Genomic DNA, 12498 nt, shown 5'->3' on the forward strand with positions numbered 1-12498 from the left:
CCTACAGCGGGGCGTCCTAACCTGAGAGAAGAGAAACGAAAAGATTATGAGCCTGGCATCAGAATCCCGTTCCCAGCATGGCCCTGGCTTGATTCGGCGTGCCTGGGGTATAGCCCGCAGCACCTGGGAGAACGCCCAGGTACGTTTAGGGTCCATGGTCTTGGCCGATGTGCCTATCGTGCTGGTGGTTACTGCCACCGTGCTCACCCTCTTCGGGGTGATGATGGTGCTCTCAGCCTCCAGTGTGGAACAGATTTCAGCCGGGGCTGGGCCCTTTAGCCAGGCCCGCTCTCAGGCCATCTTCGCAGTCTTGGGCCTGGCTGCCATGGTGGTGGTGGGCTACCTGCTACCTGTTACCCTCTACCGGCGCCCTGGAGCCGCACATTTCTTACTGGTTGTAGCGGTAGTGGCACTGATTGCCGTGATTTTTGCGGGTACGACCGTCAACGGTAACCGCAACTGGATTAACATTGCTGGCTTTTCGATTCAGCCCTCAGAATTTGCTAAGCCCATCACAATTCTGTGGCTCGCTTCGGTGTATTCTCGTCAGGGCCGTATTCACCGGGGAACCTTGGCTCAGACCGCCTACAAGGGGCTCATGCCTGCTCTCTTAGGCTTTGGCCTGGTGGTCATCCTGATTCTGGCCGGGCACGATGTGGGCACGGTGCTTATCTACGCCCTTTTCTTTGGAGCAATTTTCTTAGCAGCCCGCCCCTCTCGCGGGCTGGTGACCATTAGCGCCGGTGTGGGGGCTTTCGCTGGCATCATGATGGTAGCTATTAGCCCTAACCGTATTGAGCGTCTTTTCAACACCTTTGCTTTTTGGCGAGACTGCGTGGAGGCTACCTGCGACCAGGCTAATTCTGGTCTAGCTGCCCTTGCAACCGGCGGTTTCTGGGGTGTGGGGCTGGGCCAGTCCCGTCAGAAGTATAACTATCTGCCAGAGGCCCATAACGACTACATTTTTGCGGTGGTCGGTGAAGAGCTGGGGTTGATTGGTGCTATTGCCGTTCTGCTTTTGTACGCGGCTTTGATTTACTGCGCTATGCGCATTATGCTGCGGTCATCTGACCTCTTTATCCGCTATGCCACTATCGGCATTATCACCTGGATTGCCGGTCAGGCCCTACTGAACATCGCCATGGTAGTAGGAATCATGCCTGTGATTGGTGTTCCTCTGCCTTTCATCTCTGCAGGTGGTTCGGCCCTCATCTCCTCCCTGATCGGTATCGGAATTCTTATTGCCTTTGCCCGGCAGACCCCTCTCAACCCGATTGTGGGTGAGCGTACTGGCATTGCCAATAGCAAGCTGCAAAAGGACGCCGCCCGTCGTGTTGCCCTGGTCCGTATTGCTGAGCAGGAGCAGGCTGTCATTGCCGCTGACCCCGATGGTACTGGCTGGACCCTCGAAAAGTTTATGACCCGCTTTGGTGCTTTGATTGATGGTCGCACCTCTGCCAGCCCTCGGGCCTCTGCGCCTCAAGGAGGGCGGGGGAGCACCCGTGCTGTGCGCCCTTCAGCAGCTACAGCGCGTCCTTCTTCCCAAGCTGTCCGCAGGTCGGCTCCGCTGTCGGCTGAAGCTAGTACCGAGGCTGCAAGAGCCCGCCGTTCTCGTTCGGTGAGTGGGGCCCGGTCTTCTGCCAGCGTGCAGCAGGCTCGTAGTCGTGCCACAGCTGATCAGCGCCAGCGAACCGAGCAGACCCAGCGAACCCAGCGAACCCAGCGAACCCAGAAAACCCAGCGGGCGGCTCGTCCCCATCAACGCTAAGAGGGTAAGGTGCCTCACGGCTATGGTGCCCAAGGTGTGCCTCTAGCCCATTGCGCGTAAACTAAGGGGCGTTATAGAACACTAAGGGAGTGAAACCTGATGACCCACGCACCCACTGTCGTGCTCGCAGGTGGCGGCACAGCCGGGCATATCAACCCCATGCTGGCCATCGCCCGAGCTCTCCAGGAGCGCGAGCCCGATGTCACCATCATGACTGTCGGCACCGAAAACAGCATGGAAGCCCGGCTAGTACCTGAAGCAGGTTTTGACATCAGCTTTATCCCCAAGGTGCCTTTCCCCCGCCGCCCGAATCTTGACGCCCTCAAATTTCCTGGGCGTTTCCGGGCATCACTCAAAGCAGCTGAACAGATCCTAAGAGAGACCGGGGCTGATGTGCTGGTGGGAGTAGGCGGCTATGTCTGCACCCCCATGTACCTGGCCGCCCACAAGCTAGGTGTCCCTGTGCTAATCCACGAGGCAAACGCTAAACCGGGCCTGGCTAACAAGGTCGGTGCCAAGAAAGCTGCCCTGGTAGCTACTGCCTTCCCCGATACCCCTATCGCTGGCGCTCGCACGGTGGGCATGCCCATGCGTCAGAATATTGCTGATCTTGACCGCGCTGCTGAGCAGGCTGCGGCCCGGGAGCGTCTGGGCCTTGATTCGGCTTTGCCGACCGTGGTGGTTACAGGCGGTTCCTTAGGGGCCTTGAGCCTTAACCGGGCCGTTGCTGAGATTATTGATGAGATTGCCCCTGGCGGTTATCAGCTCTTGCATATTACCGGCCGCGATAAGGCGGTTAAGGATGAGTCTGGTCAGTTGCGCTCTGCTCCTGGCTACCGGCAGGTTGAGTTCATTACCTCGATGGAAGATGTGTATGCTGCCGCTGATCTGATGATTGTGCGTTCGGGTGCTGCTACGGTGAGTGAGGTTGCTGCGGTGGGTCTGCCTGCGATCTTTGTGCCGCTTCCGATTGGCAATGGTGAACAGGCCTTGAATGCTCGTTCTTTGGTTGCAGCTGGGGCGGCTCTGCTCGTTGATGACTCAGATTTCACTGGGAGCTGGTTTAGGCAGAATGTGCCTTCTTTGCTTACAGACACCGATAAACTTACTGACATGGCAGAAAAGTCCTACCGGCACGGCATTCGTGATGCCGCGCAGGTTATGGCAGATGAAGTACTGAAGGCGGCCCGCGCATGAGCACCTCAATGATGGATCTTTCAATTAATCTCCCTGCACCCTTGAACCCTCCTTTCCCTGAGCGTCCGGCTCTTGCTACTTTGGGGCGGGTACATTTTGTGGGTATTGGCGGCGCTGGCATGTCTGCTGTTGCGCGGCTGATGTTGCGGGCCGGTATGGCGGTCAGTGGTTCTGATCAGGCTGAGGGTGCGGCTCTTGAGGGGCTGCGTGAGCTGGGTGCCCGGGTGTCTGTGCCGCAGGCTGCTGAGAATATTGAGGGCGTTGATACTGTTGTGGTATCAACTGCGATTCCTGAGGATAACCCTGAGCTGGCTGCTGCTCGTGCCCGTGGTCTGCGTATCGTGCACCGGTCTGAGGCTTTGGCGGCGACTATGCGAGATTCTAAGGTGATTGCGGTTGCCGGGACCCACGGTAAGACCACCACCTCATCTATGATTTCTGTGATGCTGGACGGCCTGGGGCTAGACCCTTCTTTTGCGGTGGGTTCTACTATTGCCGGGTATGGTACTAATGCCCATTTGGGTGCTTCTGGCCCGGAGTCTTGGTTTGTGGCTGAGGCTGATGAGTCTGATGGCTCATTTGTGCGTTACCGCCCTGAGATTGCGGTGATTACCAACGCTGAGCCTGACCACCTGGATTTTTATGGAACCAGTGAACGGGTTTTTGAGGCTTTCCATCGGTTTATTGCCTCTCTTGCCCCGGGCGGTGTTCTTGTGACCTGCTCAGATGATGCCGGTGCCGCTGCCCTAGCGGCTAAGGCTGCGGACGCTGGTGTGCAGGTTGTGACCTATGGTGAAGGGGAGGACGCTATGGTGCGTCTAACCGGTATCACCTCTGAGGGTACGGATTGTTCTTCGAACCTGCTGTGGGATTTTACGGTGGGTGGTCAGCAGTTTGCGGGGCAGATTACTGTGACTTTGCCGGTTCCTGGTATTCATAATCAGCTCAATGCCACTGCTGCTTTTATCTGCGCCTTGTTAGCTGGTGCTAGCGCTGAGGATGCTGTGAAGGCTTTGGCCTGTTTCTCGGGTACTGATCGTCGTTTTACTTTGCGTGGTGAAGCTGCTGGGGTCAAGGTTTTTGATGACTACGCTCATCACCCTACTGAGGTGCACCGTGCCTTGGAGACCGGGCGTACGGTTGCTGCTGGGCATAATCTTTACGTGATTTTTCAGCCCCATCTTTTCTCTCGTACTCAGGAGTTCGCTACCGAGTTTGCTCAGGCTTTGTCTCAGGCTGATCGTAGCTACGTTCTTGATATCTACCCGGCTCGTGAAAAGCCTATGGAGGGTGTGACTAGCCATCTGATTACTGAGGCGGGTTTCTCTGAGGTGCATTTTGCTCAGAGTGCTGAGCAGGCTATTGATGCTGTGGTTGCCGCGGCTTTGCCTGGTGACATCATTATGACTGTGGGTGCCGGTGACGTGACCGTTTTGGGGCCCCGCCTGGTAGATAAGTTAGCTGCACGTGAAGGTGCTGCGCTCTAGTGGCTGGTGAAGAGAAATCTCAGAAGAAGGTGGGCGCGTGGGGTAGTGGTGCGGGGAAGAAGCCTCGTATTCGCTTGAACTCTCCTAAAGTCAGTCAGTTGCCAGATGCTGGCGATAGCCTGGTGGATATTTCTGAAAATAGTCGTTTTGCTCAGTGGCGCCGTGCTCAGGAAGAGGATAAGCGCCAGGGGCAAGAAGAGGCTCAGAGTCTTCCGTCTGCTCCTGTTCCTTTGCGTCCTTCTCATCGTGCGGTGGGGGGCTGGAAGAAGTGGGTGTATGGGTTTGGTGCCTTGGTTCTTGCTGCCGCGGTTTTTGTGGGGCTTGTCTTTTTCTCGCCTCTGTTGGCTACTCGGACGATTACGGTGCAGGGTGCCTCTTTGTTAGATGAGGAGGCTGTGCAGCAGCAGCTTGGTCAGTTGGAGGGGGTACCTATGACTCGTATTAGTGAGTCTGAGGTTGCTTCTCTGATTGGTCATGAGCAGGTGCTTTATGGGGTGAGTTTGCAGGCTCATCCGCCTCATGAGTTGGTGGTGCAGTTGCATGAGCGGGTGCCTGTGGCTGTGGTACAGAATGAGGGCAGTTTCGTGCTGGTCGATGATGAGGGCGTGCAGTTGGGCACGGCAGCGTCTGTTGAGGACGCTGGTGTTCCGCTGGTTGCCGGTGGCTTGGATATTTTGGGCTCGGCTGCTTTTAACACTGTTACTGGGGTGTTGGCTGCTTTGCCTGGCTCGATTCTGTCTCAGGTGTCTGAGGCTAAGGCTGATTCGGCCTCGACTATTACTTTGGAGATGGTTGATGGTACTCGGGTTGTCTGGGGAACTCCCGAGGAAAGTGACCTTAAAGCTAAGGTGTTAGTTCAGCTTATGGACTCAGTGGGTAGTGAGCAGGCTGTAGAGACCTATGATGTGTCGAGTCCTTTGGTGCCCACGGTCAAATAGTTTCAACTTCTACCTGAAGTTTTCTCTCGACCTTGATATTTTCTGAGAAAAATAAGATCAGGGGTGAAACGAGGGCGACATTGCAAGGTGAAATTGATAATCTTTCATTGATTGAAACAAATAGGTTTACTCCAATCTCAACTTTCACTCTAAGGTTGAGGTGGTTTGAAACAAGCACAAATGAGTAGGGAATCCATGGATACAGCAACTCCCCAGAACTACCTGGCAGTCATTAAGGTCGTCGGTATCGGCGGCGGTGGCGTCAACGCTGTCAACCGCATGATTGAGGTTGGTCTGCGTGGCGTTGAATTCATTGCGATCAACACTGACGCTCAAGCTCTGCTGATGTCAGACGCTGACGTCAAGCTTGATGTTGGTCGAGAACTGACCCGCGGTCTGGGTGCAGGCGCCAACCCCGACGTTGGCCGTCAGGCAGCAGAAGACCACGAACAGGAAATCGAAGAGGTGCTTAAGGGCGCCGATATGGTCTTCGTGACCGCAGGTGAAGGTGGCGGCACCGGTACCGGTGGTGCTCCCGTCGTTGCTCGTATCGCTCGCTCCCTAGGTGCTCTGACCATCGGTGTTGTTACCCGTCCCTTCACCTTCGAGGGCCGTCGTCGCTCTAACCAGGCAGAGACCGGTATCGCAGCTCTGCGCGATGAGGTTGATACCCTCATCGTTATCCCCAACGACCGTCTGCTCTCCATCTCAGACCGCAATGTCTCCATGCTCGACGCTTTCAAGTCAGCAGACCAGGTTCTTCTCTCCGGTGTTCAGGGCATTACCGACCTCATCACCACCCCCGGCCTGATTAACCTGGACTTCGCAGACGTCAAGTCCGTGATGCAGGGTGCAGGTTCAGCTCTCATGGGTATCGGCTCAGCCTCTGGCGAGGACCGCGCCGTCAAGGCAGCCGAGCTGGCAATTGCTTCACCCCTGCTCGAAGCATCCATCGACGGCGCCCACGGCGTTCTGCTTTCCATCCAGGGTGGCTCAGACCTTGGCCTCTTCGAAATCAACGAAGCTGCCCGCCTGGTGCAGGAAGTAGCACACCCCGACGCCAACATCATCTTTGGTGCCGTAATCGACGATGCCCTAGGCGATGAGGCCCGCGTGACCGTGATTGCCGCAGGTTTTGACTCCGTCAACCCCGAAACTAACTCCAACAACGCTAACGCCGCAGCTAACCAGGCTGCTCGCACCCAGCAGAACTTTGGTGGCGCTTCAGCCGCACCTGCTGCTGCCGCAAGCTTCGGTGCAGCTCCTGCCGCAGGTAAGGGCTGGGATAAGGGTAATAACGACCTTCCTACCAACGCTGGCTTTGATGTTGATCTACCTCCGGTCGTTGAGGACTCCCAGTCAGCACGTCGCGACACTCTCGATGTGCCCGACTTTCTCAAGTAATAATTACAGGCCTACACCATAGGCCGGGACTTCTTGCCTCAAGAACTGAGAGGGGGTGAAAGCTAATCCTAGCTTTCACCCCTTCTTCGTTCTCTGGCCCTGGTTTAGCACGAAAGGTAGATGAGGCCTGTGGCTGACTTTCTGTTCTCCCACCAGCAGGTCACTCTGGCCGGTGGCACCCTGGTTAACGTGGCCTTTACCTCTGCTACCGCCGGCAACCTGGGGTTGCATGTGGGCAATAATAGTGAAGAAGTCTTAGCCAACAGGAAGGCTCTTGATAAAGAACTTCTAGGAGCTAAAGCATCTTGCGGGTTTATCTACCTTAACCAGGTGCATGGCACAGAAGTCTACTGGGCGGACGCACCCCTCCATGCCGGAAAAGCTGGCCAGGAGCAGAGCCCTGAGCAGATTCTTGTTGCTGCCCCTGTTGCCGATGCTGCTGTGTCCTGTGAAGGTAGACCGCTGGCTATTATGGTGGCTGACTGTATTCCCCTGGTCTTTGTGGGCGAGCATGCTCAAACAGGCCAGCCGGTCTTGGGCGTAGCTCATGCTGGGAGGCGGGGTCTGCTCGATGGGGTGATTGAACAGCAGGTTGAAGCTATGATTCAGGGCGGAGCTAGTAAGATCCAGGCCTGGGTGGGCCCTTCAATCTGTGGGAACTGCTACGAGGTGCCTGAGAGTATGAGGCAGGAGTCTGCTGAGATTCTGCCGTCGGTCTATGCCACAACTTCTTGGGGTACTCCTGGCCTTGATCTGCCAGCTGGAGCTCGTGCCGTCCTCGCCTCTTTGCCACAGGTAACCGGCGTGCACAGTGACCTTGCAGCCTGTACTTTTGAAAATGAAAACCTCTTCTCCCACCGTGGCCATACCCAAAAACAGGAGCCAGCAGGGCGTATTGCGGGTTTGGTCTGGGTGGAAACTGATACCTAAGTAGCTAGGCTGCTTACCCCATCAATGATAAAAGTAACCCCTATCACCCCTTCTAAGGAAGGAAATATGACCCTCACTTACACCCCTGAGCGTCGTGCAGAGCTCAGTGAACGTCTTGCCCTTGTACAGTCCCGCATTCGCCATGCCGCAGAGGATCTCAGCGGCGCGCGAACCGCTTCGTCCGCCCTGCCTGAACTTATCGTGGTCACTAAATTTTTCCCGGCTTCAGATGTTGCCGCTCTTTATGATGCCGGGGTGCGTGCTGTGGGGGAGAACCGGGACCAAGAGGCGGCGGCTAAAGCACAGGAACTGATCGACTATACAGGCCACGATGACCCCTTGCGGTGGTCCTTTATTGGCCAGTTGCAGACCAATAAGGCTAAGTCTGTGGTGCAATATGCCCATGAAGTGCAGTCAGTTGATCGACCTCAGCTAGCAGATGCTCTCTCTAGGGCCTATAACAATCGGGTGGTCCGCTACGAGAACGGTGAGGGTAATGCTCCGGCCGCTCTTGCCCACAAGGGTCTGCGGTGTCTTATTCAGGTGGGGCTAGATACAAGGGTAGAAGCTACCGCCGGCCAGGCGGCCCTGGGGGCTCGCGGGGGCGTGGACCCTGCTGAGATTCTCACTCTTGCCGAGCATATCAGTTCCTTGCCTGGCCTTACTGTGGGAGGGCTGATGGCAGTTGCCCCTCTGGGGCAGGACGCTGCCGCCGCCTTTGAGAGACTGTACAGCTACTCCCAACACTTGCAGGAGCACTACCCCCAGGCGACTACTATTTCAGCGGGTATGAGCCATGACTTGGGTGAGGCGATACGCTGGGGGGCTACCTCAGTGCGGGTTGGCTCTGCCATTATGGGCTCACGCCCGGCGCTCTAAATGCAGGTGCCCATAATTTACTGGGAATACTGAGGTTTCCCTTGGGCTTGTCTGCGAGAAAGATAGGCAACTTTTTGGTACCGTAAAAAGTTGATAGACACAGAGGTTTATAAGCCCCCGCCCCTCGGCGGAAAGGCTACTCAAAGGGAGGGCAAGAATGGCTCGCACACTACACCAGGCAATGGCCTACTTGGGCCTGGGGCAGGTTGAAGACGAAGCGCCAGGAGCAGAGCGGCATCAGCGCCGCCCTGAAACGGTTTATGAAGAGACCGTGTTTGATGCTGATGATGAGTACGATACTTACCCTGATGATTTCGCCTCAGATGAGAGCCCGGCACATATCGCATCCAGTGCCGACCGCGACGTCCTTTTGGATGTGTCATCTCAAACTTCTCGGCACCAGGGGGCGCTTGACTCCGGTGCAGGTAGTGTTTCTGCAGCTGAAGCCCATGATCAGCTTCTTGAACAGGCCGAAAGTACTAGTGCTGATTGGGGTTTCCCTCTTGCTGGCCAGCAGAAAACAAGCACTATGTCATCTCATCAGAACCCCTCATTCTCCCAAGAAAGCAGCGAAGAATTGCGCCGTATCACAACCATTAAACCCCGCTCATACAACGATGCTAAGACTGTTGGTGAGTCTTTCCGGCAGAATCTTCCTGTCATTATCAACATCACCGAGATGAGCGAGATTGATGCCAAGCGTCTTGTTGATTTTTCCTCTGGTTTAGCTTTTGCTTTGGAGGGCACAATCGAGCGTGTCACCGATAACGTTTTCCTGCTTTCTCCCGCTGACGTTGAAGTTATAGACCCCAATCGCGGTAAGAAGCAAAAGGACGAGAACCAAGACCCCTTTGATCAGGCTTAAGTACGTTGGGTTATCTCGTAGCTCTTCTAGCCATTGCGGTCTATCTGCTGATTCTTGTGTTCATGATTCGCCTGGTGTTTGACTGGGTGCAGATGTTTGCCCGCTACTGGCGGCCTCGCGGGGTAGCTCTGGTGGTTGCCTCCTTGGTGTATGCAATAACTGATCCGCCCATGAAGGCCGCTCGCCATCTGATTAAGCCCATTAACCTGGGCGGTATCTCCTTGGATGTGGGTTTCATGGTTTTGCTCATAGTTCTCTGGTTTGCCCATGTGTTTCTGGTTAACCTGGCTCAGGTCTTGTCAGCCTAGGGTGCTCTGTAGTGCTTCCTCTGGTGGGTAGAGAGCCTTGAGTGTTTTATTGACTGTCTGTCAGTAAGTATGAGTTTTGTCCCCCAAAATAGTGACGTGACCAGTAGCTCACATATAACAGGGCCTAGAGTGTTGCGCGGTGCTCCGTTGCCAGGTAATTTTGTGTTGTAGAAAATAGGGAACAGTCCGAACTTTTAGCGCACTGAAAGTTCGAGCTTCATGCGCCTGATTCCAGCACACACACTGCGCACCGGTAATACTACGGGCTAAGCATAAAGATTTTTAGAAAATAGAGGTGAACAACCGTGGCACTCACTCCTGAGGAAGTAATCAACAAGCGCTTCCAGCCGACTAAATTCAAAGAAGGCTACAACCCTGAAGAAGTTGATGATTTCCTTGATGAGATTGTCATTGAACTACGCCGTCTGAACGCCGAAAATACAAGCCTCAAGCGCCAGCTTGAAGAGGCTGAGGCAAAGATTTCACTGGCACCTGCTCAGCAGGAAAGCGGCACCTTAGAAGAGGCCGAGACCGTAGCTGAGAATCAGCCCGCAGTTGTAGCTTCTGCCCCCGCAGCAGCTCCAGCCCCTGCCGCCGCTGAACCTACCTCATCACCCTCTAGCTCTAGTGCAACTGGCCTGCTAGCAATGGCTCAGAAGGTACACGATGACTATGTCTTTGAGGGTAAGCGCGAGCGGGAACGCCTCATCACCGAAGGCCGCGAAGAGGCAGCCCAGCTGGTTTCAGAGGCTCAGGAACAGTCAGAGCGTGTTCTGGGTGAGCTTGAAAAGAGCAAGAGCGATTTGGAAGTTTCTGTTGCTAAACTGCGTTCCTTTGAGAACCAGTACCGCACTTCTTTGCACGATTACTTGAACAAGCAGCTGGCTACTCTTAAAGAGACTCCTGCTCTAGAGCCTAAGGCTGAGGGGGATCCCGTTGAGGTGGCAGCGCCAGCGCCGGCTCAGGGTTTTGGAACGTTCACCCCGACTAATGGGGCTTTTGGTAAGAACTCCTAAGCTTTCTGCTGCTTAGGCAGTAGTTTGGTGGTCTTCAGGCGGCTCCTCTGGTGAGGGGCCGCCTGAGATGTTTAAGATACTGGTTTGTGGTACCGGCTATGGGGTGAACGCGATAAGCTGGTGTGTGCAGTTTTGACTTTTGGAGACAGGGAGCACGGTGGGTAACACCCGGCAGGAGGGCACAGTTTTGGTGCCTGTGCGTACGATTTCTGGGGTGGCTAAGACCCTGCTGGCCCTAGCTTTATTTGCCCTGGTCTATGGGGCTGACCAGTGGGTTAAGTACTTGGTAGAGACCACTATGACGCTTGGCCAGACCATTACGGTTATTGATGGGTGGTTGTGGTGGCGTTATTACCTGAATCCGGGGGCTGCTTTTTCAATGGGTGAGGGTTCTACCTGGCTTTTTACCCTGATTTCGGTGGTGGGTGCCTTGGTGGCTTTGACCTTAGTGGTGCGAGCTAAGACCCTGCCCTGGGTGATTTTGCTGGCTATTTTGGCTGGCGGTATCGTGGGGAATTTGCATGACCGTTTGTTCCGTGCGCCTGGTTTTGGTCTAGGGCATGTGGTTGATTATATTTCTGTACCAAATTTTGCGATTTTTAATATTGCTGATGCTGCTATTTGTGTCTCGATGGCAGCGATTGTTTTGCTGACTTTTCTGGGGTATCGCTTAGATGGCCGGCGTGAAGTACGAGCCGATAAGGCCACGAAGAAGGAGGTTGAGGTTTAGTGTCTGAGAAGGTTGAACTGACATATGTGGTGGGCGCTGACCAGGCCGGTGCCCGTCTTGATACTCTGCTGGCGGATGTGAGCGGCCAGTCCCGCACAACGGTCAGTAACTGGGTTAAGGACGGGGAGGTGCAGCTTCTTGATGCTCAGGGCAGGCCGGTGAAGGTTAAGGCCTCCTCTAAACTTCTGGAGGGAATGACTGTGCAGGCTGCCGGTACCCCGCCGCGTGATCTAACCCAGATTGAGGCTGAGCAGGTGGATGGTTTTTCGATTGTCTACCAGGATGATGACATTGTGGTGGTTGATAAGCCCACCGGGGTTGCGGCACACCCGTCGATGGGCTGGCATGGGCCTACTGTGGTGGGGGCTTTGAAGCATGCTGGTGTTGATATTGCTACCAGTGGCGCTGCTGAACGCCAGGGCATTGTGCACCGTTTGGATGTTGGCACTTCTGGGCTGATGGTGGTGACTAAGAACGAGCGTGCTTATTCGGTCATGAAAAATGCTTTCAAGGACCGTACTGTCACCAAGATTTATCACACTCTGGTGCAGGGTCTACCTGACCCGCTGAAGGGCACCATTGATGCCCCTATTGGCCGTCACCCTGGGAGTGAGTGGAAGTTTGCGGTCAATGAGGATGGGAAGACCGCTATCACCCACTATGAGGTGCTTGAGGCCTTTGGGCCAGCGTCCTTGGTTGAAGTGCATCTGGAAACCGGGCGCACCCACCAGATTCGTGTGCACTTTTCAGCTTTGCGCCACCCCTGCGCCGGTGATTTGACCTACGGGGCGGACCCTGCCATGAGTGCCCACCTGGGCCTTACCCGTCAGTGGTTGCACGCCCACCGTCTGGGCTTCACCCACCCTACCAGTGGTGAGCAGGTGGAGTTTGAAAGCCCTTACACCCCTGATCTTCAGTACGCTCTTGATACCCTGCGCGAGGGCAACTTCTAGAGCCCGACGCTAAGGACGTAACT

12 protein-coding genes are annotated in these 12498 nt (G+C 55.3%); all 12 read left to right on the forward strand.

Annotated features, from left to right (window positions below; translation table 11 throughout):
- The first annotated feature begins 46 nt into the window (after positions 1 to 46).
- The 12 genes from ACED87_RS03110 (at position 47) to ACED87_RS03165 (ending at position 12475) form a co-directional block, all read left to right on the forward strand.
- Positions 47 to 1768, forward strand: coding sequence for an FtsW/RodA/SpoVE family cell cycle protein (locus tag ACED87_RS03110; protein WP_449083527.1), 1722 nt, complete (start codon positions 47 to 49; stop codon positions 1766 to 1768).
- A gap of 99 nt (positions 1769 to 1867) precedes the next feature.
- Positions 1868 to 2965 (forward strand): undecaprenyldiphospho-muramoylpentapeptide beta-N-acetylglucosaminyltransferase, encoded by a 1098-nt coding sequence (gene murG, locus ACED87_RS03115; RefSeq protein ID WP_449083529.1) that lies wholly within the window; start codon positions 1868 to 1870, stop codon positions 2963 to 2965.
- Positions 2962 to 4452 (forward strand): UDP-N-acetylmuramate--L-alanine ligase, encoded by a 1491-nt coding sequence (gene murC, locus ACED87_RS03120; RefSeq protein WP_449083531.1) that lies wholly within the window; start codon positions 2962 to 2964, stop codon positions 4450 to 4452. Before murG ends, murC begins: the two co-directional genes overlap by 4 nt.
- A gap of 74 nt (positions 4453 to 4526) precedes the next feature.
- Positions 4527 to 5390 carry a cell division protein FtsQ/DivIB gene (locus ACED87_RS03125; RefSeq protein WP_449083533.1) on the forward strand — a complete coding sequence of 288 codons (864 nt, stop codon included), beginning with the start codon at positions 4527 to 4529 and terminating at the stop codon, positions 5388 to 5390.
- A gap of 195 nt (positions 5391 to 5585) precedes the next feature.
- Positions 5586 to 6794 (forward strand): cell division protein FtsZ, encoded by a 1209-nt coding sequence (ftsZ, locus tag ACED87_RS03130; RefSeq protein ID WP_449083535.1) that lies wholly within the window; start codon positions 5586 to 5588, stop codon positions 6792 to 6794.
- A gap of 120 nt (positions 6795 to 6914) precedes the next feature.
- On the forward strand, positions 6915 to 7724 hold the full coding sequence (locus tag ACED87_RS03135) for a polyphenol oxidase family protein (RefSeq protein ID WP_449083537.1): 810 nt from the start codon (positions 6915 to 6917) through the stop codon (positions 7722 to 7724).
- A gap of 66 nt (positions 7725 to 7790) precedes the next feature.
- Complete coding sequence (locus ACED87_RS03140) at positions 7791 to 8603, forward strand: YggS family pyridoxal phosphate-dependent enzyme (RefSeq protein ID WP_449083539.1); 813 nt, start codon at positions 7791 to 7793, stop codon at positions 8601 to 8603.
- A 157-nt stretch (positions 8604 to 8760) separates the two neighbouring features.
- Positions 8761 to 9468: a cell division protein SepF gene (locus ACED87_RS03145; protein ID WP_449083541.1), complete on the forward strand. Its 708-nt coding sequence runs from the start codon at positions 8761 to 8763 to the stop codon at positions 9466 to 9468.
- A 5-nt stretch (positions 9469 to 9473) separates the two neighbouring features.
- Positions 9474 to 9776: a YggT family protein gene (locus ACED87_RS03150; protein ID WP_449083543.1), complete on the forward strand. Its 303-nt coding sequence runs from the start codon at positions 9474 to 9476 to the stop codon at positions 9774 to 9776.
- Between the two features lie 305 nt (positions 9777 to 10081).
- A complete protein-coding gene (locus ACED87_RS03155) occupies positions 10082 to 10792 on the forward strand; it encodes a DivIVA domain-containing protein (RefSeq protein WP_449083545.1) in 711 nt (236 codons plus the stop codon).
- A 157-nt stretch (positions 10793 to 10949) separates the two neighbouring features.
- The gene (gene lspA / locus ACED87_RS03160; protein ID WP_449083547.1) at positions 10950 to 11522 is read left to right on the forward strand and encodes a signal peptidase II; all 573 of its coding nucleotides are present in this window, start codon (positions 10950 to 10952) and stop codon (positions 11520 to 11522) included.
- On the forward strand, positions 11522 to 12475 hold the full coding sequence (locus tag ACED87_RS03165; RefSeq protein ID WP_449083548.1) for an RluA family pseudouridine synthase: 954 nt from the start codon (positions 11522 to 11524) through the stop codon (positions 12473 to 12475). The genes lspA and ACED87_RS03165 overlap by 1 nt, the downstream gene beginning before the upstream one ends.
- Positions 12476 to 12498: the final 23 nt, after the last annotated feature.

This window comes from Rothia sp. 32237D007AR (assembly GCF_053544675.1).

What these genes read in the sequence shown, in the direction of transcription:
- ACED87_RS03110 (WP_449083527.1), top strand. Translation starts at nt 47, where the DNA reads ATGAGCCTGGCATCAGAATCCCGTTCCCAGCATGGCCCTGGCTTGATT.
- murG (WP_449083529.1), top strand. Translation starts at nt 1,868, where the DNA reads ATGACCCACGCACCCACTGTCGTGCTCGCAGGTGGCGGCACAGCCGGG.
- murC (WP_449083531.1), top strand. Translation starts at nt 2,962, where the DNA reads ATGAGCACCTCAATGATGGATCTTTCAATTAATCTCCCTGCACCCTTG.
- ftsZ (WP_449083535.1), top strand. Translation starts at nt 5,586, where the DNA reads ATGGATACAGCAACTCCCCAGAACTACCTGGCAGTCATTAAGGTCGTC.
- ACED87_RS03135 (WP_449083537.1), top strand. Translation starts at nt 6,915, where the DNA reads ATGAGGCCTGTGGCTGACTTTCTGTTCTCCCACCAGCAGGTCACTCTG.
- ACED87_RS03140 (WP_449083539.1), top strand. Translation starts at nt 7,791, where the DNA reads ATGACCCTCACTTACACCCCTGAGCGTCGTGCAGAGCTCAGTGAACGT.
- ACED87_RS03145 (WP_449083541.1), top strand. Translation starts at nt 8,761, where the DNA reads ATGGCTCGCACACTACACCAGGCAATGGCCTACTTGGGCCTGGGGCAG.